This window comes from Dokdonia donghaensis DSW-1, from assembly GCF_001653755.1.
Classification (GTDB): domain Bacteria; phylum Bacteroidota; class Bacteroidia; order Flavobacteriales; family Flavobacteriaceae; genus Dokdonia; species Dokdonia donghaensis.
In genome coordinates this window covers 3,232,348-3,256,024 of the sequence record NZ_CP015125.1, presented here as the reverse complement: position 1 = coordinate 3,256,024, position 23,677 = coordinate 3,232,348, and the positions used below count along the sequence as shown (strand labels likewise).

Below are 23,677 nucleotides of genomic sequence, written 5' to 3'. Positions count from 1 at the left end.
GTAGTTGCGAAATATTTGTTAAGCAAGATACGTGCCCTTTATCGTTTATAGCAATCTAAATTTGTATCTTATAACTATAAGCTCGTGATTGTTTTTCTAATCGCTACAAGGTTAGAAAGTAGTCGCTCTAGGTGAGCGAGATCAAGCATATTTGCCCCATCACTCTTTGCATTTGCCGGGTCAAAATGAGTTTCTATAAATAATCCGTCTACATTATTTACAATACCTGCTCTGGCAATAGTTTCTATCATATCTGGTCTTCCTCCCGTAACACCACTAGACTGGTTAGGTTGCTGTAGTGAGTGTGTCACGTCAAGCACGGTAGGAGCAAATGAGCGCATCGTAGGGATTCCTCTAAAGTCTACAATCATATCTTGGTATCCAAACATTGTACCTCTATCTGTAATCCAGGCATTTTCATTACCACTATCGTGTACCTTGCGCACAGCGTGTTGCATAGCCTCTGGTGACATAAACTGCCCTTTCTTGAGGTTTACCACTTTGCCTGTTTCGGCCGCGGCAACGACTAGCGATGTCTGGCGAACTAAAAAAGCAGGGATCTGAAGTACATCTACATACTGTGCAGCGAGTGCCGCATCAGAGCTTTCGTGAATGTCTGTTACCGTAGGAATATCAAATACCGAAGAAACCTTTGCGAGTATCTCAAGAGCCTTCTCATCACCTATGCCCGTAAAACTGTCTATGCGACTACGGTTTGCTTTTCTAAAACTTCCTTTAAAAACGTAAGGAATAGATAACTTATCTGTAATGGTTACCACCTTTTCGGCAATGCGCATAGCCATATCTTCTCCCTCAATAGCACAAGGGCCGCAGAGTAAGAAAAAGTTATTTGCTTCTGTATGTTTTATTTTAGGAATGCTTGATAGTTTCATAATGTGAATTTTTATGCTTTCGCGAAAGCGTAACAAAGATACTCTATACAGCCTATTTACCTCTACTTGTCTAAAATAGATGTCGCTTTTTTATCTGGCTTTGCGTAGGTAAATCTGTCTATTATTTGAGGAGAAGTATACCCATCTAGCCCATTAATAGCTACGCCGTCTGCCTTTTGTAAGTGCACCCAGCCATCTCCATATAAAGTCTCTTCGGGAATGGTAATATTTGTAATTGCACCTATTACGAGTATGGTGCCATTTTCTTTAATCTCGTACTCGTTTACGTACTCGCAAGCAAGCTGTATGTGTGCTTCTTTTACAAAAGGAGCTTTAAAATCATCACGATATGCTGCTGTAAGCCCCACGGCGTTAAACTCAGATGTGTTACTGTCATAAGCTGCAGCCGTCTGGTGAGACTGGTTTATGATATTGCTATGTATGTGATTTACGGTAAAGACCCCTGTTTCTTTTATATTGCTATACGTATGCCTAGCTACTGTAATGGGTCTTGTGATATAGCTTAGTAGTGGCGGGTTGCTCCCTATGTGCGTGATACTACTTATAACTGCTATGTTTTCTGTTCCCTCTGGAGAGATGGTGCCTATAAGGTTTGCACTCTTAAAACCCGTAATGCTATTAATAAAATTTGCTCTGTACCGAGAGGGCATTGCATTAATGGCTACTTTATTAAAATGTAGTATCTTTTTCATCATTTCAAAAATACGGAATATGTCAAAAGAGCATCAAGATTACTTTGCTACAAATAAAGAAACCTGGAATAAGAAAGTAGCTATCCACGCCGCAAGTGACTTTTATAATATGAAAGGATTTATGTCTGGTAAAAGTTCGCTTAACTCATATGAGCTTGATGCACTAGGTGATGTTACTGGTAAATCACTCTTGCATTTGCAGTGTCATTTTGGACAAGATACCTTGAGCTGGGCAAGGATGGGAGCCCTCTGTACGGGAGTAGATATAAGTGATGAGGCGATTACGCTTTCGCGAAAGCTAAATAAAGAACTTAATCTATCGGCAAAATTTGTGTGCTGTAATGTACTCGATACAAATAACTATGTACAAGAAAAGTTTGATATTGTATTTACAAGTTATGGAGTTATAGGCTGGCTTCCAGATTTAAAACCTTGGGCACAAGTTATCGCAGATCGCCTTGAGGTGGGAGGGGAGTTTTATATGGTAGAATTTCATCCCATAGTCTGGATGTTTGATTATACAAAAAAGCAACCTGAGATGCGTTATGGTTATGCACAAGAAGAAGTGATTTATGAGGAGTACGAGGGTACCTATGCGCAAGAAGATGCCCAGATGGTGAGTAAAGAATATGGCTGGAATCACGGTCTAGGGGAGGTCGTGACTGCCCTAGCAGAAGCTGGCTTACAGATACAATATATGCGAGAGCACGATGGCGCTCCATATGATGTGTTGCCAGATCTGGTAAAAAATGAAAACGGTCTCTACGTGAGTAAAGACCGTTTGTATCCTTTAATTTTTGAAATTAAAGCTGTAAAAATTTAATGAGCATCATCCTTTAGTAACTCAGGAAACTTAGCTGCAAACCTTTTGTATCTAGGCACAGATATGTTTTGAATGTATGGATTGTTTGGGTTGTTCTTTTCATAATCCTGGTGATATGCTTCTGCGATCCAAAATTTCTGAAAGGGAAGTACTTGCGTTACAATACGGCCGTCGTATGTAGACTCATTTAATGCCGTAATGGTATTTTCTATAATTTTCTTCTCATCTTCATTTTGGTAAAATGCAATAGATCTGTATTGTGGTCCAGCATCTGGTCCTTGTCTATTTTTGGTCGTAGGGTCTTGTGATCCAAAAAAGACATCTACCAATTGCTGATAGCTTATCACTTCCGGGTCGTAAATCACCTCTACAGCCTCTGCGTGTGTTGTTTTTCCGTAGCTTACTTGTTTGTAAGTAGGGTTGTCTTCTGTGCCTCCACTATAACCACTTATGGCTTCATCTACACCTTTTACACTTTCAAAAACAGCTTCTACACACCAAAAGCAGCCGCTTGCAAAGTATGCCTTGCGCATCCCGTTTTGGGTGGCAACTTCTACCGGCTCAAGCATAGCAGTGGGTTCTGCCATAGGTTTTGTGTCATAATTACAACTCAATAATGTGATAAGAGCTGTGATTGCTGCAATAATTTTCATAACGATAATTTTATTACAAAGCTATACTATAACGTGGTGCGTTATTGTTAGGGTTATGTTAATGACAGTATAGGCAGTAGGTTAAAATTGTAGCATAAAAAAAGCCTTCTGGTGAGAAGGCTTTTAAATATTATTTAAAAAGATAATTACAGCTTACTGAAAAGTGTATTCATTTTTTCAGTTTGCTCATTTGCTAGTTCGCTATCTATAAGGATACGACCAGAATGCTCATCTGTAATAATCTTCTTGCGACCTGCAATCTCTACTTGTACCTGTGGTGGTATTGTAAAATAAGATCCTCCAGAAGCTCCACGTTCTATAGGTACAATGGCAAGACCATTACGTACGCTAGATCGTATTCTCTTGTAAGCTTTTACAAGGCGCTCTTCTATGTTGTTTTCGTACTCTTCGCTTTTTGCTAGAAGTGCTTTTTCTTCTTTTTCTGTTTCAGAAAGAATAGCGTCTAGCTCACTCTTTTTGTGCTTAAGGTGTTCCTTGCGCTCGCTTAGACGTTCCTTAGTCTGAGCAATTACTTCACCTTTTTGTTCAATTTGGGCTTTAAACTCGCGTATGTTTTTTTCTGCAAGTTGAATTTCAAGTTCTTGAAACTCTACCTCTTTGCTTAATGCATTAAACTCGCGGTTGTTACGTACGTTCTTTTGCTGTTCAGAATACTTTTTGATAGCTGCTTTAGAGTCATCTATTTGTATTTTTTTAGCCTTGATAGAGTCATCTACCAGTTTTAAGTCGTTCTCCAACTTCTCGATGCGCTTGTTAAGACCAGCTACTTCATCTTCAAGGTCTTCTACTTCCAAAGGAAGTTCTCCACGTACATTGCGGATCTCGTCCACACGTGAGTCAATAAGTTGTAAATCGTAAAGCGAGCGTAGTTTCTCTTCTACTGTTGCTTCTTTCTTCTTTGCCATACGTTAAAAATAGTTGATAGGATTGGTATTTTCCTCAAATAAAATGATTGCAAAAGTACTAATTTTTTCTGTAAGATGGTCGGCAATTAAGTTTTTCGTAAAGCGTTCACTCTCATAATGTCCCACATCGCACAGTAAGATTTTATTTTCGGCTTGATAATAGTCGTGATATTTTAGATCTGCAGTGATAAGTGCATCTGCTCCTTGAGCCTTTGCAGCGCCTATGGCAAATGCCCCACTGCCACCCAAAACGGCTACTCTTTTTATAGCTTTACCTCTTAAGGCAGAATGTCGTATACCTCCTGTTTGAAACGTCGCTTTTACGTAAGAGAGAAAGTCACCTTCTGGCATTGCAGTCTCCAGTTCACCTATCATACCCATTCCCACATTTTGTAGTCTGTTTTCTAGTTGTGTAATCTCATAAGCCACTTCCTCATATGGGTGATGTGTAAAAAGTGTCTTGAGGACCTTAGATTGTAAGTGCTTTTCAAACGTAATATTTATTTGAGTTTCTTTTTCTGTGTGGCGCATACCAGCCGTTCCTATAACAGGGTTAGACTTGTCATTGCCCTTAAAAGTCCCTTTCCCTTCTAGTTGAAAATTACACTCCTCATAATTACCTATGCTCCCCGCACCAGTGCTAAATAAAGCTTCAGAGAGTGCTTGTGTATTTTTGTGAGGAACATATGTAGTTAGTTTTAAAATATGATTCTTTTTAGGGCTTAGTATTTTTGCATTTTCTAGTCCTAGAGCCTTGCACATTCCGTAATTTACTCCGTGTTCTACATTGTCTAGAGCAGTGTGAATTGCAAATATGGAGATGTCATTTCTTATAGCTTTTTGAACCACTCGCTGTACATAGTTGCCACCCGTAATTTTTTTTAAACCAGAAAATATGATGGGGTGAAAACATACAATAAGATTACAATCTTTTGCAACAGCCTCATCAACCACATTTTCTAATGCGTCGTGAGAGACTAATATATTGCTCACCTGCTGGTTATAATCACCCACAAGTAAGCCTACGTTGTCAAAATCTTCGGCATAGGCTAGGGGAGCCCACTCATTTAATATATTACTTACCTCTTGTACTGTCATAATCGTAAAGATAAAAAATGATACCTTCGTTTTATGAGAAAACTACGTCTCTTATTATTTCCTTTTGCGGGAGTGTACTATGCAATTACGCTTACGCGAAATAAACTCTTTAATGCGGGTATTTTATCTTCAAAAAAGTATGACCTGCCCGTTATTTGTATAGGTAATTTAAGCGTAGGAGGTACTGGTAAATCCCCAATGACCGAGTATGTTATAAGGCTGCTACAAGCTCATAAACGTGTTGCAACCCTGAGTCGCGGTTATGGACGTACTACAAAGGGTTATAGAGATGTCTTACCTACAAGCCTAGCGACAGAGGTAGGAGATGAGCCATTACAGTTTGCTCAAAAATTTGATGCTATTAATGTAGCCGTTTGTGAAGATAGACAGGCCGGTATCTCAAGGTTATTAGGTAAGGAAAATATGCTAGAAGTCATACTTCTAGACGATGCCTACCAGCATAGAAAGGTAACTCCAGGATACTCGATTTTATTAACTGCCTACGGTGATTTGTATAGTAATGATTATTTATTGCCTGCAGGTAATTTGAGAGAGCCTAGATCTGGTGCAAGTAGAGCAGATGTGGTTGTAGTTACAAAGTGCCCCTCACAACTAAGTAAGGTCGAGCAAGAAAATATAATACGACAACTAAAAACTACAGCAGGCCAAGAAGTGTTTTTTACAAAAATAGCTTATGACGATTGTGTTTATGGAGCAAATGGCAATGTGCAGTTACATAGCTTAAAAGTGCATAATGTAACTCTGGTTACGGGTATTGCAAACCCTGAGCCTCTAGTAAATTACTTAACAAGCGATGGCTTGTCTTTTAATCATAAGTCATATGGTGATCATCATAATTTTTCTGCTTCAGAGATTGTTGAGTTAGAAAAACTAGATTGTATCCTCACCACAGAAAAGGATTACGTAAGGCTACGCCCATTACTTACAATGAGACATTTATATTACTTACCTATAAAAGTGGCATTTTTAAATAATAGTCAAAACTTTGACAGAGGCATCACCCATTTTGTAAATGAGTATAATGAGAAGTAAATAGTTTCTGTTACGCTTTCGCGAAAGCGTAAAAACTAGTTTAATACTTTACTGTTTCTAAGGCCGTTGTGTATTTTCTGGAAGAACTCTTCGACTTTATACGGTTTAGGTATGATATCATTAAAACCTACTGCATAAAAATCGTCAATATTTTCATCTATAGTAACAGCAGTAAGAGCTAGAATAGGAATTTCTTTATTGAACTCGCGTATTTGTTCTGTCGCCTCCATACCGCTTATGCCTGGCATATGGATGTCCATAAGGATGAGGTCGTATTTTTTTGTTCTTGCCTTTTCCACAGCAATCTCGCCATTATCTGCAGTATCACAAGTCATCTTGTTTTTTTCAAGAATCTTACGAGTAATCATCTGGTTAATCTTGTTGTCTTCTACCACAAGAATATGACGATTTTCTAGTGCGACATAATCAATGTCATAAATAATATTATGAGGATTGTCTTCACCAGGTAATGCCTGCATTAGATTGTATTTAAGGTCAAACTTGAAGGTTGTTCCTTTTCCTAGTGTACTGTCTAGAGATATTTTACTATTAAGTAAGTCTAATAGATTTTTTACAATAGATAGTCCTAACCCAGTACCCCCAAATTTTCTGTTTATTGCTACAGAACCTTGAGTGAAGTTTTGGAAAATGGTCTTTTGTTTCTTTTTTGAGATTCCTTCACCATTATCTTCTATCTCAAAATGTAATCTTATGTCTGCCTCGCCTTGCGCTATTTTTTGAACGCGTATCCATACGTCACCATCTCTTGTAAACTTGATAGCATTACCTACAAGATTTATAAGTATTTGTGATATCATAAGAGGGTCTCCTAGTACCTCAAGAGGTATATCTTCATCTATTTCTAGGTGTAACTTGTTACCTTTATCTCTAGCAGACTTCCCTAATGCAAAAAGTACATCTTCAATACGCTTCTTGAGATTAAAGCTCGTTTCTTCTACCTCTACTTTGTTTGCTTCTAGTTTATTAAGGTCTAGTATATTATTTATGAGTGAGAGTAAGTACTCTCCAGAGAATTTGAGCGAGTCAAGATGCTTTTTTTGCTCGTCTGTAGGGTTTTCTGATAAAAGTAAGTGTGTGAGGCCTGTTACTGCATACATAGGTGTGCGCAGCTCGTGAGTAATGGTAGATAAGAATTGTGCTTTTACTGTAGATGCTTTTTCGGCATTATCTCTAGCAATAACAAGTTCGACATTTTTTGCCTGTAAGAGTTCATTTGCTTTTGCCCTTAAATTGTTGTTTTTATAAAGCGATAATGTAAGTAAGGCTAAAATAGAACAAAGTGCAATACTAAGCACTAGTGTTAATCGCATTGCTTTTGAGTTTCGATCTTTTTCAATAAGCACATCTTTTTCAAGTTGAGTAACCATTGCATCTAGTTCCTCATTTGGTCCATTAGGCAATACTTGACTTGGAGCTCTTAAATCGGTGTCATCTTTTGATGCATAGTACATCGTAAGATAATCATTTGCTTCTTTGTAATTTCCTCTAGCTTGTGCTATGAGATGTTTTGTTTTGTATAGTGTATTTGTGATGTTAGGAAGATCTTTGCCGTTTGCAAAACCCTCTATTTCTAGCAAGGTTTCATCTGCTTCCTCTAGTCTTCCTACTGTGGCAAGGCTTACAGACTTATTAGCAAGTGATTGTGTTTTTAAGTATGCATTATTTGCTTGAGATGCGAGTGTGATACTTTGGTCATATGCTTGTATTGCATCTATATGATTGCTGCTTGATTGTAATATAGTACCTCTTAAGTTATATAGTTGTGATTTTAAATCATCACGACTGCTATCTTCAAGTATCGACAGTCCTTTTGTGATGTTGTTATTAGCTTCTCGTTGGTCTCCATCTACAAGCGAAAGCTCAGTGGCGGTAATATAACTTTGCCCTAAAAGGTCAGGACTATTTGCTTCTTTTTGTGCTTTAAGAGCTTTTTTATTTTCTCTTTTTGCACTCTCGTAGTCATTAAGTTCAAAGTATAATTTTGCTAGTGTTCCTGATGTTAAGCCCACTCTTTTAGTATGACCTATATCTGTTGCAAGATCTCGAGAGTAGTTTAAAATATCTATGGCTTGCGTGTAATCACTTTCAGAAACAGCTATAACCGCTCTATTAAGAAGCGAGTCTATCTTATTATTTACAAGTGTTTCCTCAATAGTTTCCCTCTTTTGGGCAACACTTATCATAGGATAAGTAAGGAGTAGTGCAAAAAAGAAACGTACTAAGAGTACATTCACATTCATAGTTTTTATCTAAAATCCTTGTGCAAGATAAATTATTTTGTAGAAATGTATAGAATTAAGTCAACTAATCTGCTAGAATATCCCATTTCATTATCGTACCAACCTATAATTTTTACCATTTTTCCTATTACAGATGTCATTTGAGCGTCAAAAGTGCAAGAGCTTGTGTTGCCCACTATATCTATAGATACTATAGGGTCTTCTGTGTATGATAAGATACCATTAAGTCTACCATTTGCCGCTGTCTTCATAGCCTCATTAATTTCTTTAATAGTGGTATCTCTTTTTACATTAAAGGTGATATCTGTAAGTGATCCATTAGGTACAGGTACACGTATACCACAACCACCTATTACGTCAGATAGATGTGGGAAGATACTCGTAAGTGCTTTTGCGGCTCCCGTAGTAGTAGGTACAATACTTTGTCCTGCTGCGCGAGCTCTCCTCAAATCTCTATGGGGTTGATCGTGTAAACTTTGATCTGTTGTGTAAGAGTGTATTGTTGTGATGTAAGCCTGCTCTACACCGCATAAATCATCTATAATTTGCACCATAGGTGCTGCATTATTTGTAGTACAAGAAGCGTTAGAGATAATAGTATCAGTACTAGTAATTTCTGTGTGATTAACCCCCATAACAATCATAGGGATGTCTTCGTCTACCGGAGGAACACTTAAAATAACACGAGCTGCACCAGCAGCGATGTGTTTTTGAAGCTCGTCTTTAGTTTTAAACTTACCTGTGCTTTCGATTACAAAATCTGGAGCGGTATCTCCCCAAGGAATTTCTGAAATTTCTTTTTTACAATAAAGAGGGATGTCCTTATCGTTAATTACTATAGAAGATTCTCCGGCTCTTATTTGCTTGTGCAAAACACCGTGTATGCTATCATATTTAAGGAGGTGAGAAAGCGTCTTTGCATCTGCAATATCATTTATGGCAACAACCTCCATATCGGGATGCTGCTCTATGAGCCTAAAAACAGTTCTTCCTATACGTCCAAAACCGTTTATAGCAATTTTAAGTCTTGACATAAATCTAGGTAAGGTGTTTCTGAGCCTTGTATGAAGAGCGTACAAGCGCACCACTCTCTACGTGACGGAATCCCATCTCTAGACCTATTTTTTCATATTTCTGAAACTGGTCTGGAGTAATAAATTGCTTTACAGGGAGGTGTTTTTTTGAAGGTTGAAGGTATTGACCTATAGTTACAATGTCAAGGTTTACCTCGCGCAAGTCTTTTAGGGTTTGTATAACCTCTTCTTCGGTTTCTCCTAGGCCTAGCATAATACCAGACTTAGTTCTTTTTATACCGCTTTCTTTGAGATATTTTAATACGCCTAGGCTACGCTCATATTTAGCTTGTATACGTACCTCACGTGTAAGACGTTTTACTGTCTCCATATTGTGTGATACTACCTCTGGCGCTACTTGTACAATTCTGTCAAGTAAATCTTCTCTTCCTTGAAAATCTGGAATTAAGGTTTCTAGCGTCGTGTTAGGATTCATACGTCGTATAGCCTGTACCGTTTCTGCCCAGATTATGGTGCCCATATCTTTTATATCATCACGGTCTACAGATGTAATTACCGCGTGTTTAATATCCATAAGCTTTATAGATCGAGCTACCTTTTCTGGTTCTTCCCAATCTACTTGTTCTGGACGTCCAGTTTTTACACCACAAAAACCACAAGAGCGTGTACATACGTTACCTAAAATCATAAAGGTAGCAGTACCCTCACTCCAGCATTCACCCATATTTGGGCAGCTTCCAGACGTACAAATGGTGTTGAGACTGTATTTATCTACAAGGCTACGTAGATCTGTATATTTTTTACCAGTAGGGAGTTTTACTCGCAGCCACTTTGGCTTTGCAACTCTCTCAGGTTTTGTAATTGTTAGTTCTTCTTGCATAGCATTTTTTCAAGCGTTACAAAGATAGTAAATAAAGAAATGAGAGGTGTTACGCTTTCGCGAAAGCGCAATACTAATACAGTAACTGTATTTCTTTTAAATCATACTCATTTACAACTTCATCTTCTTGGAGTAAAATTAACTTACCAGTCTCGGAAACTCCTTTAATAATACCGACAAATTGTGTGCCATCTGAAGCAATAAATGTAGCAGGTTTGTCTTTTTTAAAGAGATGCTGCTCGTAGTCATTTTTTATAGTTTCAAATTGCCCCTTTAAAAGTAAATCTACATAGTGGTGAAACTGCTTGAGAAGCATTGATAAGATTTCTTCTAGCTCAAAGTGAATGCCGGTTCTAGATTTTATAGAAGTGGCTCTGGGTGTGTCTTTCCATTCGGTTTGATTTACATTAAGGCCCACACCAAGAATCATTGCGTCTAGTTTTCCTCTTTTTATGACACTCTCTATAAGAATGCCGCATATTTTGTCGTTATCTGTCAATATGTCGTTAGGCCACTTGACACGTACATTTTTAATCAAAAGTTTTGAAAGCACATCTTTTACAGCGAGTGAAGCTGCCATAAGTGCATAAAATTGCTCACTTATTGTAATGTGTTTTACTTTTCTAAAAACGCTGAAGGTTAGGTTTTTACCGCTTTCTGCGCTCCAGGTAGTGCCCATTTGGCCTCTTCCGGCAGTTTGCTCAAGCGCCCATACCACGATGTCTTCTTGCGCATCTTCTTCTTTAGAAATACGTTTGAGGTAACTATTTGTTGAGTCGATGGTATGGAGTTTGTCTATGCGCATATGGAAAACACCTAGTCTAAACTTGTGTTAAGACCGCAGAGTAATGTAAATTTGTAATAACTTTGTGTAAATTAAAGAATTTAATGGCAAATAAGGAAAAGAACACAGATCAATTGATAGCGAAAATTGTTGAGGGAATTGAAGATGTGAAAGGTCAAAATATTGATATACTAGATCTTAGAGAGATAGAAAATACGGTTTGTGATTATTTTATCATTTGTGACGGTACTTCAAACACGCAAGTAGGGGCGATAGTAAGCTCTATACAAAAAACGGCAAGTAAAGCCCTGCAAGAAAAAGCGTGGCACATAGAGGGTACAGAAAACCAAGAGTGGGTACTTATGGATTACGTAAACGTAGTTGTGCACGTATTTCAAAAACACATTCGTGAGTTTTATGATATAGAAAGCCTCTGGGGAGATGCAAAGATTACTTCAATCCCATCCAATTACTAAAAAATATTAAATGGCTAAAGAAGAAAAGAAAAACAGCGGCACGCCGCCAAATAAACCTAAGTTTAGTTCTTACTGGATTTATGGACTTATCGTAGTAATTTTTATTGCTATAAGTATGCTTACAGGTAGCACTGGTATAGGTGAGGCAAAAAAGACATCTTTATATCAATTTGAACAGTATCTACAAGACGGCGATGTGCAACGCGTAGAGATTGTAAATAAAAATTCTGTAAAGGTTTATTTAACAAAGGAAGCAGAGTCTAAAGAGGTTCATAACAAAGGACGTGGTACTGGATTCTTTAAGCCAGCAGCTGGAGCGCCAGACTATCGCTTTGAGATAGGTGATCTTCAAAACTTTGAAAATGACATAAATGAGATTATAGATGCAAACAGTCTTGACACACGCGTGTCATATGAGACTGAGGGAGATATGTGGGGTTTACTTGCTAGCTTCTTACCATTTATCTTAATCATCGGGTTATGGATTTTCATTATGCGTCGTATGTCTTCTGGAGGAGGAGGAGGCCCAGGAGGTCAAATCTTTAACATAGGGAAGTCTAAGGCAAAACTCTTTGATGAGAAAACAGATATCAAAACTACATTTAAGGATGTAGCAGGTCTTGAAGGTGCAAAAGAAGAAATACAAGAGATTGTAGATTTCTTAAAAAATCCAGAAAAGTATACGAGCTTAGGTGGTAAAATTCCTAAAGGAGCATTGCTTGTAGGGCAGCCAGGTACTGGTAAGACCTTGCTCGCAAAAGCAGTAGCAGGAGAGGCAAAAGTGCCATTTTTCTCACTATCAGGTTCTGACTTTGTAGAGATGTTTGTGGGTGTAGGAGCATCACGTGTACGTGATCTCTTTAAACAAGCCAAAGAAAAATCACCAGCTATTATTTTTATAGATGAGATAGATGCAATAGGTCGTGCTCGTGGTAAGAATAATTTTTCTGGAGGTAATGACGAGCGTGAGAACACACTTAACCAACTTCTTACAGAAATGGATGGTTTTGGTACAAACACAAATGTGATTGTACTCGCTGCAACAAACAGGGCAGATGTACTAGATAAAGCGCTTATGCGTGCTGGTCGTTTTGATAGACAGATTTATGTTGATCTTCCAGATGTGCGTGAGCGCAAAGAAATTTTTGAGGTTCACCTTCGTCCACTCAAAAAAGTAGATGAAGAGCTTGATGTAGATTTTCTTGCAAAACAAACACCAGGTTTCTCTGGTGCAGATATTGCAAATATGTGTAACGAAGCAGCACTTATCGCTGCTCGTAAAAGCAAGAAGGCAGTAGGTAAACAAGATTTCTTAGATGCGGTAGATCGTATTGTAGGTGGTCTTGAGAAGAAAAATAAAATAATCACTCCAGATGAGAAACGTGCTATTGCATTTCACGAGGCTGGACACGCTACAGTGAGCTGGATGCTTGAGCACGCAGCACCACTTGTAAAAGTTACAATAGTTCCAAGAGGGCAATCGCTTGGTGCAGCTTGGTACCTTCCAGAAGAGCGCTTAATCGTACGTCCAGAGCAAATGCTAGATGAGATGTGTGCAGCTTTAGGAGGTCGTGCAGCAGAAAAGGTGATCTTTAATAAAATATCAACAGGAGCTCTTAGTGATCTTGAAAAAGTTACAAAACAAGCTAGAATGATGGTAACAGTTTACGGTCTTAATAATAAAGTAGGTAACCTTACTTATTACGACTCAACTGGGCAATCTGATAATGGATTTACAAAACCTTATAGTGAGCAAACAGCAGAGGTGATTGATAAAGAGATTTCAAACATTATTGAGGAGCAGTATCAACGCGCTATAGATTTACTTACAAAAGAAAAGGATAAGCTTACTCAACTTGCAGAGTTATTACTTGAAAAGGAAGTAATCTTTAAAGATAATCTTCAAGATATTTTTGGAGAGCGCCCTTTCGGGAAAATTGAAGACGAAGCAAAACCTGTAGTTTAAAGAGCTAGACACGTTCTTTAACTATAAAAGTCAAAAAATCTTGATTGCGCCAAAGGTTCAGTCAAGATTTTTTATATTTGACTATTACACCAAAAGAGTTGAGAAAACCTATAGATGAGTCTATTTAGAAAAATCTTCGGAAGCACATCAAACGTTGACAACCCCCGTCAGAATAAAGAAGTTGAAGCTCGCAGTAAGTATATGCCAGACATAGACACACCTGCAGATGAGCGATTCACAAAAAACTTTATTCTTAACGGAGGGAGATTTCTATATGCGCTTAACAGAGAGGAGATTAATGATAATTTTGACAATATTCTTTTAGAAAACGATTGGTACGAGAGCAGTGTGTTTTGCACAGATGATAATTTAAAAAAAGCTTTTACTGGGTATAATCTAGATTTTGGGACAAATCGAGATGCTTCATTCTTCTTGACTACTTGCGAGAGTCTCGTTGCAAACGATGGTTCACTACTCGTTTGCTCAAAGCAACTCAAAGAGCTTAAATTGCACGATTTTCCAAAAGATGTAATCGTTTTCGGAACCACAAGCCAGATTGTAAATACTATAGGTGAGGGTTTAAGACTTATAAAAAATAGAAATGCAGGTAGTATTCCTACTAATATTACGACTATCAAAAACTTTCAGAGTAAAGAAAATGATAAGAATTTTATGACCTATGGTAGTAGTACAAAAAATGTATATCTACTCTTGCTAGAAGATCTTTAGTATGCGTGAAGTATTAATCCGTGCACTTTCAGGGCTGCTTTACGTTACCCTGTTACTCTTAGCTATATTCTCATTAGAGACTACCTATCTTCTTGTCTTTTTAGGGCTTGGTGTTGTAGTATTATATGAGTTTTTAAAACTTGTAGGTATCAAGTCTTTCTTACCTTATATTTTCCTGTTTACGTGCGTGGCGGTATTTTGTTATTTTAAACTAGATAGACTTGCAACACTTATTTTCTTGGCGCTCACGATAACAGTTAATTTATATCTCATTAAAAATTTAATACGTCCATCAGAACGTTATATTACAGTATCACAAAAATACGCCTACACTATTTTTTATATTGTTGGAGGTGTTGTGTTTACAGTCTTATTGCCCTCATACAGAGGAGAATATACGTCGCTTCTAGTTGCTAGTGTTTTTGCATTGATCTGGATAAACGATACCTTTGCATTTATAGTGGGCAAGAGTATGGGTAAGCACAAATTGTTAGAGCGTATTTCACCTAAAAAGACAATAGAAGGATTTATAGGTGGACTTGTTTTTTGCTGTCTTGCCAGTATCTTGTTTTATTATTTTACAGACTTACTTAGTCTTAAGTTGTGGATTACTATCGCCTTAGTGACTTCGGTTTTTGGAACCTTAGGAGATTTGATACAATCACAGCTTAAGCGTCAGGCTGGAGTGAAGGATAGTGGTCGTATTATGCCTGGCCACGGAGGATTATATGATAGGTTAGATAGTATCATATTTGCAGCACCATTTTTATACTTATTTTTAATTGTACTTGACTATGTTCCATAAAGAAGGATATAAGATTATTGTAATAGCATTAGTGATTTTTACAGGCCTTATCTTGCTTGCAAATAAGTTTCTTGAGAAGAACTGGTTATTTTATGTAGTAGCTTTAGTGCTAGGAGTATTGTTATATCTTACACTTCAGTTTTTTAGAAATCCAGATCGTACAGCGCCTTTAGATTCTAATGTAATCACATCACCAGTAGATGGTAAGGTGGTTGTAATAGAAGAGGTGTATGAAGCAGAATACTTTAAGGATAAACGTCTTCAAGTCTCTGTGTTTATGTCGCCGCTTAATGTGCACGTAACACGATACCCATCTGGAGGAAAGATTGCATATAGTAAATACCACCCAGGAAAATATCTTGTAGCCTGGCACCCTAAATCTAGTACAGAAAATGAGCGTACAACCGTAGTGGTAAGTACAGAAAAGTTTGGTGATGTTCTTTATCGTCAGATTGCTGGTGCGCTAGCAAAGCGTATTATTAACTATGCTGAAGAAGGGCAAATGGTACAACAAGGTGAAGATAGTGGGTTTATACGTTTTGGCTCTCGTGTAGATCTATATTTACCTATTGGGACAAAATTAGACGTAGAGCTTAATCAAGTAGTAAAAGGAGCGCAATCGGTAATAGCATCAATATAATGGATAAGAAGGTACTTCATAAAGAGTTTGAAGATGCCTTCCGTAGGGTGAGTAATTCTTCTCAAGAATTTCCGCCAGATGTATTGCTGCAGTTTTATGCGCTTTACAAACAAGCTACGCAAAAGAACACCTTTAGCCATAATGAAGGTGAACACGAGCTTGTGAGTGCTTTTAAAATCAACGCGCTACTTCAGGTAAAAGGTATGACGGAAGATGAGGCAATGGAGGCTTATGTAGAAGCGGCAAAGAAGTACCTCTAACAAGAAAAATAACATAAATAAAAAGGCGTCTAAATTATTTTAGACGCCTTTCTTATGCAATATGTGTTAGTCTATTAAGACAAACTAGCCAGTCGCTTTTCTAGCGCTTCTATTTTTGCTTCGGCATCTGCCATCTTTTGTTTTTCGATAGCGACCACCTTCTCTGGTGCGTTGCTTACAAAGCGCTCATTAGATAGCTTTTTTGAAACAGACATTAAGAATCCTTTTGTGTATTTAAGTTCTTCCTCAATTTTTGCTACTTCGGCTTCTACATCAATAGCTCCCGCAAGAGGTATGAAGTACTCATTAGATTTTACTCTAAAAGATAGTGCTCCGTCTAGTGGCGCTTTCGCGAAAGCGATCTCACTCACATTACCTAGTTTTGAGATGATACTATTGTAATCACTAGAAACTTCTTCATTGCTTAGAACGTGCACTTCTATAGCGTCTTTAAAAGCGATGTTTTTACTTTTTCTAATAGTTCGTATACCTGAAATCACTTGTGAGGCGTAGTCAAAATCTGCAATGATTTTTTCATTTACCGCACCGCCTTCTGGCCATTTATTGATAATCAAAGCCTCTTCTGGAGTACGCGTAGCAATCGTCTGCCAGATCTCTTCAGATGCAAATGGAATAAACGGATGTAGTATGCGTAAGTTGTTTTCAAATGCTGCAATTACTGCATCATAGGTCTTACGATCTATAGGTTGCTGGTATGCTGGCTTTATAATCTCTAGTAACCAGCCGCAGAAGTCGTTCCATACCACTTTGTAACTCGCCATAAGCGCGTCTGAGATACGGTACTTTGAGAAGTGGTCTTCTATCTCTAGAAGTGTTTGATTAAAACGGTTGGTATACCACTCAATACCTAGTGCGCTATGTGCTGGTTGTGGTATAGTCTCGTCTATCTCCCATCCTTGTATGAGGCTAAAGGCGCTCAAGTTTTTCTTGATAAATCCTTTTCCTTGTTTAAGAAGATCTTCGTCAAACATAAGGTCGTTACCGGCAGCACTACTCAATAATAGCCCTACACGCACACCATCTGCTCCATATTCTTTAATAAGTTCTAGTGCATCTGGTGAGTTACCTAGTGACTTAGACATCTTGCGACGCTGCTTGTCACGTACTAAGCCGGTGAGGTACACATTTTGGAAAGGTCTCTTGTCTGTATATTCATATCCCGCTATAATCATACGCGCTACCCAGAAGAATAAAATATCTGGTCCCGTCACAAGATCATTAGTAGGGTAGTAGTAGTTAAACTCCTCGTTGTCTGGATTACGCACTCCGTCAAAAACGCTCATAGGCCATAACCAAGAGCTGAACCAAGTGTCCATAGCATCTTCGTCTTGGCGTAAATCTCCGGCAGTGAGGGAATCGTTTCCGGTACGCTTTCGCGAAAGCGTAACAGCCTCCTCAATAGATTCGGCAACTACAAAATCTTCCTTTCCTTCCCCATAGAAGTAAGCAGGAATTTGCTGTCCCCACCATAGCTGGCGAGAGATGTTCCAGTCACGTATGTTCTCCATCCAGTGACGGTAGGTATTTTCAAACTTCTTTGGAAATAACTTTACGTCTCCAGTTTCTAGTACGGCCTTTATGGCAGGCTTTACAAGCTCTTCCATTTTAAGGAACCACTGGTCTGATAGTCTAGGCTCTATTACTGCCTTTGTACGCTCAGATGTTCCTACTTTATTAATGTGGTTTTCTGTCTTTACTAGAGCACCTAGTTCTTCAAGTTCTTTTTTTATAGCCTTGCGCACTACAAAACGATCTTGACCTTCATAGTGAAGCCCGTAGCTGTTAAGAGAAGCGTCATCATTAAAGATGTCTATTATTTCTAGCTTATGTTTGTCACCCAGCATCTTATCATTCTCGTCGTGTGCTGGTGTTACTTTAAGGCAACCTGTACCAAACTCTAGATCTACATACTCATCTTCTATAATAGGAATCACACGACCACTTATAGGTACGATGGCTTTCTTACCTTTAAGATGTGTGAAGCGCTCGTCATTTGGGTTAATACAAATCGCTGTATCACCAAAAATAGTCTCTGGTCTTGTAGTTGCTATTGTTAATAACTCCTCAGATCCTTCTAGTTTATAATTTATGTAATAGAGTAAGCCTTGTCGCTCTTCGTGTATTACCTCCTCGTCAGAGAGGGTTGTTTTTGCTTCTGGATCCCAGTTTACCATTCGGTAACCGCGATATATCAATCCTTTATTATAAAGATCTACAAATGTTTTTATCACAGACTCAGACATAGCTGGATCCATAGTAAAGGCAGTACGCTCCCAGTCGCAAGAGGCTCCTAGTTTTTTAAGTTGGTCAAGTATAACGCCACCATATTCTTCTTTCCATTCCCAGGCGTGGGCAAGAAATTCTTCACGAGTAAGGTCAGATTTTTTGATGCCTTGCTCTTTAAGTCTGGCAACTACCTTTGCCTCTGTAGCAATAGATGCGTGGTCTGTACCAGGTACCCAGCACGCATTTTTACCTAGTAATCTTGCACGACGTATTAATACGTCTTGTATCGTGTTGTTAAGCATATGTCCCATATGTAATACACCTGTCACGTTAGGAGGTGGGATTACAATGGTGTATGGTTCTCTATCATCTGGTGTAGAATGGAAAAAATTATGCTCCTTCCAGTAGCTGTACCACTTATCTTCTACCTGTGTAGAATCATATTTTGACGCTATGCTCATAGTTTGGTCTGATTATTGTCTTATAGATGGCAAAAGTAGGGATAACAGTAGGATTAATATATAGTCTACGTGCTATTTTTGGTACATATGTACGTTATCGTCACGTGTTAATGTTAATATCATTTTTTGGCAGGCAGGTATTTTGTGACTACATTTGAATTCCCTCAAATATTTAAAATTATGAAAAAGGTACTATTTTTATTTGTCGCTATGCTTCTAGTAGTAAGCGTTCAAGCACAAGAGAAAAGAGCTGAAATCACTTTTGATTCAGAAGTTGTAGATTACGGTGAGGTAGATTATGGTGCAGATGGTGTACGTAAGTTTACATTTACAAATACAGGAAATGATGTACTTATCGTAGCGAGAGTATACTCTACTTGCGGTTGTACAATACCTAAAAAACCAGAAAACCCTATCCAGCCAGGAGAAAAAGGTGAGATAGAAGTAAAGTATGATACTAAGCGCCCTGGGCCTATTAGAAAAACGATAACAGTTTACTCTAATGCATCTGAGGTTCCACAAAGTCTTAAGATTAAAGGAACAGTAAAGTCAGAGGCTGGAGAGTAACATTACTTTAAACAAAGCAACTAAAGACCGTTTTATAGCGGTCTTTTTTTATGCGCTTTCGCGAAAGCAAAATACCGTCCTTCTAGTTTTAAAAACCACAATAATTTCCTCATTTTTGTATAAAAAAATAATCAATGCCAGCAATATCAAAGAAGGGGCTCGCAATGCCTCAATCGCCTATACGTAAACTCGTACCTTTTGCAGAAGGAGCAAAGGCTAGAGGAATAAAAATTCACCAACTTAACATCGGTCAGCCAGATATCAAGACGCCACAAGTAGCGCTAGATGCTGTAAAGAATAATGACCTTGAAGTTTTAGCATATAGTCACAGTGCAGGATTTCAGTCATACAGAGATAAGCTGGCTAGCTATTATAGCAATCACGGTATAGATGTATCGCCAGAAGATATTATCATTTCTACCGGAGGATCTGAAGCCTTATTATTTGCAATGGGATCTGTTACAGATCCAGGAGATGAGATCATCATACCAGAGCCTTTTTATGCAAACTACAATGGGTTTGCAACGGCGAGTGGTGTTAAGGTTGTACCTGTAATATCTACACTAGAAGAGGGATTTGCTTTGCCTCCTATATCAGATTTTGAGAAGTTAATCTCCGATAAAACAAAGGCTATCGTTATCTGTAATCCGGGTAACCCTACTGGATATTTATACTCAGAAGATGAGATACGCCAGCTTGCAGAGCTTGTAAAGAAGCACGACCTATTCCTCATTGCAGATGAGGTATATCGTGAGTTTGCTTACGACGGTCACAAGCATCACTCAGTGATGAAGCAGCGTGATATAGATGATCACGCTATTATGATAGACTCTGTTTCAAAACGTTTCTCGATGTGTGGCGCTCGTATCGGGTGTATTGTAAGTCGCAATAAAGAACTTATGAGCACAGCGATGAAGTTTGCACAAGCACGTTTAAGTCCTCCTACATTTGCACAAATCGCATCTGAGGCTGCACTAGACACACCTCAATCATACTTTGATGATGTGATTGAAGAGTATGTATCTAGAAGAAATACACTTGTAGCAGGACTAGAGGCAATACCTGGAGTAAAAGTAGCAAAGCCTAAAGGTGCTTTTTACTGTATTGCAGAGCTACCTGTAAAAAATGCAGATGCTTTTGCACAGTGGTTACTAGAGTCTTTTGACCTTGATGGAAAAACCATTATGGTTGCACCAGCAGCAGGTTTTTACAGCAGTGATAACGTAGGTCTTAATCAAGTGCGTATTGCTTATGTGCTAGAAGAAAACCATCTTAAAGAAGCAGTTACTATTCTTAAAGCTGCGTTAGAACAATACCAAGATTAATGACAGTACAAGAAAACGTATCGCTTAAAGCATACAATACCTTTGGTATAGATGTAAACGCTCGCTTTTTTGCGAGCGTTTCTTCTGTACAGCAATTGCAGGAGTTGCTGGGAGATGCTAGATATCCTGAGCCTTTTATAATAGGTGGAGGTAGTAATATGCTACTCACGCAAGATGTAAATAGGCTTGTAATACATCTAGATATTAAAGGAATATCACTTGTAGATGATTCGTTTTCAGAAAACGAAGTGCTTCTCAAAGTTGCTGGTGGCGAAAACTGGCACGAGTTTGTACTCTATTGCGTAGCACATAACCTGGGCGGTGTAGAAAATCTATCGCTCATTCCTGGTAATGTAGGTACATCACCAGTGCAAAATATAGGTGCCTATGGTGTAGAGCTCAAAGATACCTTTTATGAGTGCGAGGCTGTACATAGAGACACTCAAGAGGTGAGGGTGTTTACGCTAGAAGATTGTGCTTTTGGTTATCGTGACTCGGTATTTAAAAATGAGCTTAAAGATGCCTATGTCATTACCGCTGTCACCTTTAAACTCACAAAGAGCAATCATAATATAAATACTGACTACGGCGCTATTTATGACACGCTTAAAGCGAAAAAAATCACAGTACCTACATTAAAAGACGTGTCAGATGCTGTTATAGCCATCAGGCAGTCTAAGCTTCCAGATCCTAAGAAAATAGGCAATAGTGGTTCCTTCTTTAAGAACCCAGTAATCTCACAAACACAGTTTACTCAACTTAGAAAAGTGCATACAGAAATCCCATTTTATCCCATAGGTAATGAGCAAATCAAGGTACCCGCTGGGTGGCTTATCGAGCAAGCAGGATTTAAGGGGAAACGTTTTGGCGATGCTGGTATACACGATAGGCAAGCTCTGGTACTCGTAAATCACGGTAATGCTACAGGTCAAGAAGTGTGGGCAGTTGCAATGAAAGTACAAGCGGCAGTAGAGGAGAAGTTTGGGATAAAGATTGTTCCAGAGGTGAATGTGATATAATTACGCTTTCGCGAAAGCGTAAAAAAAAGCCCCACTCGCGTGAGGCCCTCAACTAAACTAAACTTTAGTTACTAGGTGTTAGTACGGTGTCTACCACGTGTATGATGCCATTTCTTCCATTGATACCGGTCTTAGTGAGAAGCGAGGTGTGACCTGTTGTATCTGTGATTACTATTTTATTATCCTTTAGGGTAGCCACGAGTTGCTGGCCATTTACTGTCTGTAATGTAAAACTGCCATTTTCTACATTTATTTTATTTATTAGTTCTGTCTCGGTTAGTGATTGGGCAACTATGTGATATGATATAATAGATGCGAGTGTTGCTTTGTTTTCTGGGGTGAGAAGGTTTGCAAGTTGTTTTGGAGGTAGTTTATCAAACGCCTCATTAGTAGGGGCAAATATAGTATATGGTCCATCTTCTTTAAGTGTAGATATGAGTCCTGCAGCTTTTAGTGCGGTTACGAGTGTTGTGTGGTCTTTTGAGATGACGGTGAGGTCTATAATATCAGACTGTGCATAGCTAGTAATTGATAATAAGATGATTATAAGTAGCGAGAGATTTTTTAAGATTTGCATACTAAAGTGAGGCTTGGTGAGTTTATGATAGAATCTTTTTCTATGTAAAATGTACGTACTAACTTTGCCCATTGGATGAAAGTGTATTGCCAAATTTTCGTTAATTCATAAAAACTACGCTATTTGAAGACATTTGTTGAGAAGCATATTGTAGATCTTCTTAAAACTGGAGATGAGCGTGCCATAGGGTTATTATATGACCATTATGCGCCTGCGCTCTATGGTGTGGCTATAAAAGTGACACACGATGAGGAGCTTGCACAAGATGTACTTCAAGAATCTTTTGTAAAAATCTGGAAAAATGCACATAAGTATGATGCAGATAAAGCGCGTCTATTCACGTGGCTTTTTAGGGTAGTTCAAAACACGGCTATAGACAAAGTGCGTAGTCGTAAAAGAAAAATGAATAAAGAAGTCCAAACAGATGATTCTAACGTATATCATTTACAGTCTACATCACTGGCTATAGAACATATGGATTTGCAAGAGCATACAGATGGGCTAGAAGATAAGTATCGAGTGGTGATAGATGCGCTGTTTTTTCAGGGTATGACCCAGCAAGAAGCAAGTGATGAGTTAAACATCCCGCTGGGGACCGTAAAGTCAAGATTAAAAATAGGCTTGAGGGAACTGCGTAAATTATTTGGAGTTTTATTTTTGATGATAAGTGTGTTATGAGTGATAGAGTGTCACAATTTTTAGAAAGCGATTTGTTGGAGCGTTACCTTATGGGTACAACTTCACCTATGGAGTCTCAAGAGGTTGAGTACTTTGTAGCAAAGTTTCCTGAGGTAAAAACTACTTATAATGAGTTGCAAGAAAATTTAGAAAACTATGCAGCATCTTATGCTGTAGACGTGCCTAAAGATTTACGTGCAAAGATTTTAAAACAAACTAAGGCAAAGCCTAAACGTGCGCTGCCACTTCTGGCTATTGCAGCTTGTACTATAGCAACTCTTTTTGGACTTGTCGCAATAATGATTTATAATCAAAATCAAGAACTTCTAGAAGATAGAAAGTTTACTTCAAACTTGCTAGAAAATCTTAATGATGACATTGTTTCTAACAGGCAAATGTTACAATCTGTAGAGGAGCAGTTTATGATACTTAATAACACTGCAACTCAAAAATATATTCTTAAGGGTAATAATAGAGCAAACAGACTAGAAGCTGTGGCATACATAAATGAGATAGAAAAGAGATCATATGTGCACGTAAACGAGCTTCCAGAATTGCCAGATGAGCAGGTATACCAGATGTGGGCCTCTGTAGATGGTAAACTTGTGCCGTTAGATATCTTAAAAGTAACAAAAGATAACCTTGTAGAAATCCCTTATGAGGAGCGTATGGCAAGTATAAATGTCACTATAGAACCTAAAGGTGGTAGTAAAGAAGCAACCAAAGCAAATGAAGTTGCGGCCATAAAATTTGATCAAGAACAGCAAATACCTATGCCGTAAAAAACTTTTAGGTGCTACTAGGTTTCT

Annotated in this window: 24 protein-coding genes; 13 read left to right on the top strand and 11 right to left on the bottom strand. The window is 38.3% G+C overall.

Annotation, left to right across the window (positions count from 1 at the left end; genetic code table 11):
* Window positions 1-74: 74 nt before the first annotated feature.
* Window positions 75-893, bottom strand: coding sequence for a 3-deoxy-8-phosphooctulonate synthase (gene kdsA, locus I597_RS14335; RefSeq protein WP_035325372.1), 819 nt, complete (start codon window positions 891-893; stop codon window positions 75-77).
* Between the two features lie 62 nt (window positions 894-955).
* Entirely contained in the window at window positions 956-1,609 is a 654-nt protein-coding gene (locus tag I597_RS14330) for a flavin reductase family protein (protein ID WP_316931554.1), read from the bottom strand.
* 16 nt (window positions 1,610-1,625) lie between these two features.
* Here I597_RS14330 and I597_RS14325 point away from each other — a divergent pair, with 16 nt between their 5' ends.
* A complete protein-coding gene (locus tag I597_RS14325) occupies window positions 1,626-2,429 on the top strand; it encodes a class I SAM-dependent methyltransferase (protein ID WP_035325371.1) in 804 nt (267 codons plus the stop codon).
* Here the strand turns inward: I597_RS14325 and msrA are convergent.
* From msrA to I597_RS14310, 3 genes are all read right to left on the bottom strand, one after another.
* Complete coding sequence (gene msrA / locus I597_RS14320; RefSeq protein ID WP_035325370.1) at window positions 2,426-3,082, bottom strand: peptide-methionine (S)-S-oxide reductase MsrA; 657 nt, start codon at window positions 3,080-3,082, stop codon at window positions 2,426-2,428. The genes I597_RS14325 and msrA overlap by 4 nt on opposite strands.
* Window positions 3,083-3,228: 146 nt before the next feature.
* Window positions 3,229-4,008: a zinc ribbon domain-containing protein gene (locus I597_RS14315; protein WP_021778283.1), complete on the bottom strand. Its 780-nt coding sequence runs from the start codon at window positions 4,006-4,008 to the stop codon at window positions 3,229-3,231.
* Between the two features lie 3 nt (window positions 4,009-4,011).
* Window positions 4,012-5,106, bottom strand: coding sequence for a Nif3-like dinuclear metal center hexameric protein (locus tag I597_RS14310; RefSeq protein ID WP_035325369.1), 1,095 nt, complete (start codon window positions 5,104-5,106; stop codon window positions 4,012-4,014).
* 33 nt (window positions 5,107-5,139) lie between these two features.
* Here I597_RS14310 and lpxK point away from each other — a divergent pair, with 33 nt between their 5' ends.
* Window positions 5,140-6,159: a tetraacyldisaccharide 4'-kinase gene (lpxK, locus tag I597_RS14305; RefSeq protein ID WP_035325367.1), complete on the top strand. Its 1,020-nt coding sequence runs from the start codon at window positions 5,140-5,142 to the stop codon at window positions 6,157-6,159.
* A gap of 35 nt (window positions 6,160-6,194) precedes the next feature.
* Here the strand turns inward: lpxK and I597_RS14300 are convergent, their stop codons facing one another.
* The 4 genes from I597_RS14300 to I597_RS14285 form a co-directional block, all read right to left on the bottom strand.
* Window positions 6,195-8,420, bottom strand: coding sequence for a response regulator (locus I597_RS14300; RefSeq protein ID WP_035325366.1), 2,226 nt, complete (start codon window positions 8,418-8,420; stop codon window positions 6,195-6,197).
* Between the two features lie 32 nt (window positions 8,421-8,452).
* The gene (gap, locus tag I597_RS14295) at window positions 8,453-9,454 is read right to left on the bottom strand and encodes a type I glyceraldehyde-3-phosphate dehydrogenase (protein WP_035325365.1); all 1,002 of its coding nucleotides are present in this window, start codon (window positions 9,452-9,454) and stop codon (window positions 8,453-8,455) included.
* A 4-nt stretch (window positions 9,455-9,458) separates the two neighbouring features.
* Window positions 9,459-10,334, bottom strand: a complete 876-nt coding sequence (lipA, locus tag I597_RS14290) for a lipoyl synthase (RefSeq protein WP_021778288.1) — start codon at window positions 10,332-10,334, stop codon at window positions 9,459-9,461.
* 73 nt (window positions 10,335-10,407) lie between these two features.
* On the bottom strand, window positions 10,408-11,139 hold the full coding sequence (locus I597_RS14285) for a biotin--[acetyl-CoA-carboxylase] ligase (RefSeq protein WP_035325364.1): 732 nt from the start codon (window positions 11,137-11,139) through the stop codon (window positions 10,408-10,410).
* An 83-nt stretch (window positions 11,140-11,222) separates the two neighbouring features.
* Here I597_RS14285 and rsfS point away from each other — a divergent pair, with 83 nt between their 5' ends.
* The 6 genes from rsfS to I597_RS14255 all read left to right on the top strand — a co-directional run bounded on the left by rsfS (window position 11,223) and on the right by I597_RS14255 (window position 15,994).
* Window positions 11,223-11,594 carry a ribosome silencing factor gene (gene rsfS, locus I597_RS14280; protein ID WP_035325363.1) on the top strand — a complete coding sequence of 124 codons (372 nt, stop codon included), beginning with the start codon at window positions 11,223-11,225 and terminating at the stop codon, window positions 11,592-11,594.
* Window positions 11,595-11,604: 10 nt separating this feature from the next.
* Window positions 11,605-13,560, top strand: a complete 1,956-nt coding sequence (gene ftsH, locus I597_RS14275; protein WP_035325362.1) for an ATP-dependent zinc metalloprotease FtsH — start codon at window positions 11,605-11,607, stop codon at window positions 13,558-13,560.
* A gap of 114 nt (window positions 13,561-13,674) precedes the next feature.
* Complete coding sequence (locus I597_RS14270) at window positions 13,675-14,289, top strand: LUD domain-containing protein (RefSeq protein ID WP_035325361.1); 615 nt, start codon at window positions 13,675-13,677, stop codon at window positions 14,287-14,289.
* A 1-nt stretch (window position 14,290) separates the two neighbouring features.
* Window positions 14,291-15,094, top strand: coding sequence for a phosphatidate cytidylyltransferase (locus tag I597_RS14265; RefSeq protein ID WP_035325360.1), 804 nt, complete (start codon window positions 14,291-14,293; stop codon window positions 15,092-15,094).
* A complete protein-coding gene (locus tag I597_RS14260; protein WP_035325358.1) occupies window positions 15,084-15,734 on the top strand; it encodes a phosphatidylserine decarboxylase family protein in 651 nt (216 codons plus the stop codon). Before I597_RS14265 ends, I597_RS14260 begins: the two co-directional genes overlap by 11 nt.
* On the top strand, window positions 15,734-15,994 hold the full coding sequence (locus tag I597_RS14255) for an acyl-CoA-binding protein (protein WP_021778295.1): 261 nt from the start codon (window positions 15,734-15,736) through the stop codon (window positions 15,992-15,994). Before I597_RS14260 ends, I597_RS14255 begins: the two co-directional genes overlap by 1 nt.
* Window positions 15,995-16,068: 74 nt before the next feature.
* Here I597_RS14255 and I597_RS14250 read toward each other — a convergent pair whose 3' ends face one another.
* Complete coding sequence (locus I597_RS14250; RefSeq protein ID WP_035325356.1) at window positions 16,069-18,702, bottom strand: valine--tRNA ligase; 2,634 nt, start codon at window positions 18,700-18,702, stop codon at window positions 16,069-16,071.
* Between the two features lie 180 nt (window positions 18,703-18,882).
* On the opposite strand from I597_RS14250, the gene I597_RS14245 reads away from it, so the two are divergent.
* From I597_RS14245 to murB, 3 genes are all read left to right on the top strand, one after another.
* Window positions 18,883-19,269, top strand: coding sequence for a DUF1573 domain-containing protein (locus I597_RS14245; protein WP_035325354.1), 387 nt, complete (start codon window positions 18,883-18,885; stop codon window positions 19,267-19,269).
* 134 nt (window positions 19,270-19,403) lie between these two features.
* On the top strand, window positions 19,404-20,594 hold the full coding sequence (locus tag I597_RS14240; protein ID WP_035325353.1) for a pyridoxal phosphate-dependent aminotransferase: 1,191 nt from the start codon (window positions 19,404-19,406) through the stop codon (window positions 20,592-20,594).
* Window positions 20,594-21,613 (top strand): UDP-N-acetylmuramate dehydrogenase, encoded by a 1,020-nt coding sequence (murB, locus tag I597_RS14235; protein ID WP_035325352.1) that lies wholly within the window; start codon window positions 20,594-20,596, stop codon window positions 21,611-21,613. The genes I597_RS14240 and murB overlap by 1 nt, the downstream gene beginning before the upstream one ends.
* A 64-nt stretch (window positions 21,614-21,677) precedes the next feature.
* Here the strand turns inward: murB and I597_RS14230 are convergent, their stop codons facing one another.
* The gene (locus tag I597_RS14230) at window positions 21,678-22,190 is read right to left on the bottom strand and encodes a fasciclin domain-containing protein (protein ID WP_035325351.1); all 513 of its coding nucleotides are present in this window, start codon (window positions 22,188-22,190) and stop codon (window positions 21,678-21,680) included.
* A gap of 123 nt (window positions 22,191-22,313) precedes the next feature.
* On the opposite strand from I597_RS14230, the gene I597_RS14225 reads away from it, so the two are divergent.
* Both I597_RS14225 and I597_RS14220 read left to right on the top strand, forming a co-directional pair.
* Window positions 22,314-22,868, top strand: coding sequence for an RNA polymerase sigma factor (locus tag I597_RS14225; RefSeq protein ID WP_021778301.1), 555 nt, complete (start codon window positions 22,314-22,316; stop codon window positions 22,866-22,868).
* The gene (locus I597_RS14220; protein WP_035325350.1) at window positions 22,865-23,650 is read left to right on the top strand and encodes an anti-sigma factor domain-containing protein; all 786 of its coding nucleotides are present in this window, start codon (window positions 22,865-22,867) and stop codon (window positions 23,648-23,650) included. The genes I597_RS14225 and I597_RS14220 overlap by 4 nt, the downstream gene beginning before the upstream one ends.
* Window positions 23,651-23,677: the final 27 nt, after the last annotated feature.

Excerpts from the sequence above, each read along its gene's own strand:
- ftsH (WP_035325362.1), top strand. The coding sequence starts at position 11,605 with ATGGCTAAAGAAGAAAAGAAAAACAGCGGCACGCCGCCAAATAAACCT.
- I597_RS14240 (WP_035325353.1), top strand. The coding sequence starts at position 19,404 with ATGCCAGCAATATCAAAGAAGGGGCTCGCAATGCCTCAATCGCCTATA.
- I597_RS14245 (WP_035325354.1), top strand. The coding sequence starts at position 18,883 with ATGAAAAAGGTACTATTTTTATTTGTCGCTATGCTTCTAGTAGTAAGC.
- I597_RS14255 (WP_021778295.1), top strand. The coding sequence starts at position 15,734 with ATGGATAAGAAGGTACTTCATAAAGAGTTTGAAGATGCCTTCCGTAGG.
- gap (WP_035325365.1), bottom strand. The coding sequence starts at position 9,454 with ATGTCAAGACTTAAAATTGCTATAAACGGTTTTGGACGTATAGGAAGA.
- kdsA (WP_035325372.1), bottom strand. The coding sequence starts at position 893 with ATGAAACTATCAAGCATTCCTAAAATAAAACATACAGAAGCAAATAAC.
- lipA (WP_021778288.1), bottom strand. The coding sequence starts at position 10,334 with ATGCAAGAAGAACTAACAATTACAAAACCTGAGAGAGTTGCAAAGCCA.
- I597_RS14220 (WP_035325350.1), top strand. The coding sequence starts at position 22,865 with ATGAGTGATAGAGTGTCACAATTTTTAGAAAGCGATTTGTTGGAGCGT.
- I597_RS14285 (WP_035325364.1), bottom strand. The coding sequence starts at position 11,139 with ATGCGCATAGACAAACTCCATACCATCGACTCAACAAATAGTTACCTC.
- murB (WP_035325352.1), top strand. The coding sequence starts at position 20,594 with ATGACAGTACAAGAAAACGTATCGCTTAAAGCATACAATACCTTTGGT.
- I597_RS14310 (WP_035325369.1), bottom strand. The coding sequence starts at position 5,106 with ATGACAGTACAAGAGGTAAGTAATATATTAAATGAGTGGGCTCCCCTA.
- I597_RS14330 (WP_316931554.1), bottom strand. The coding sequence starts at position 1,609 with ATGATGAAAAAGATACTACATTTTAATAAAGTAGCCATTAATGCAATG.
- I597_RS14260 (WP_035325358.1), top strand. The coding sequence starts at position 15,084 with ATGTTCCATAAAGAAGGATATAAGATTATTGTAATAGCATTAGTGATT.
- I597_RS14265 (WP_035325360.1), top strand. The coding sequence starts at position 14,291 with ATGCGTGAAGTATTAATCCGTGCACTTTCAGGGCTGCTTTACGTTACC.
- msrA (WP_035325370.1), bottom strand. The coding sequence starts at position 3,082 with ATGAAAATTATTGCAGCAATCACAGCTCTTATCACATTATTGAGTTGT.
- I597_RS14230 (WP_035325351.1), bottom strand. The coding sequence starts at position 22,190 with ATGCAAATCTTAAAAAATCTCTCGCTACTTATAATCATCTTATTATCA.
- I597_RS14270 (WP_035325361.1), top strand. The coding sequence starts at position 13,675 with ATGAGTCTATTTAGAAAAATCTTCGGAAGCACATCAAACGTTGACAAC.
- I597_RS14315 (WP_021778283.1), bottom strand. The coding sequence starts at position 4,008 with ATGGCAAAGAAGAAAGAAGCAACAGTAGAAGAGAAACTACGCTCGCTT.
- I597_RS14300 (WP_035325366.1), bottom strand. The coding sequence starts at position 8,420 with ATGAATGTGAATGTACTCTTAGTACGTTTCTTTTTTGCACTACTCCTT.
- lpxK (WP_035325367.1), top strand. The coding sequence starts at position 5,140 with ATGAGAAAACTACGTCTCTTATTATTTCCTTTTGCGGGAGTGTACTAT.
- I597_RS14325 (WP_035325371.1), top strand. The coding sequence starts at position 1,626 with ATGTCAAAAGAGCATCAAGATTACTTTGCTACAAATAAAGAAACCTGG.
- I597_RS14250 (WP_035325356.1), bottom strand. The coding sequence starts at position 18,702 with ATGAGCATAGCGTCAAAATATGATTCTACACAGGTAGAAGATAAGTGG.
- rsfS (WP_035325363.1), top strand. The coding sequence starts at position 11,223 with ATGGCAAATAAGGAAAAGAACACAGATCAATTGATAGCGAAAATTGTT.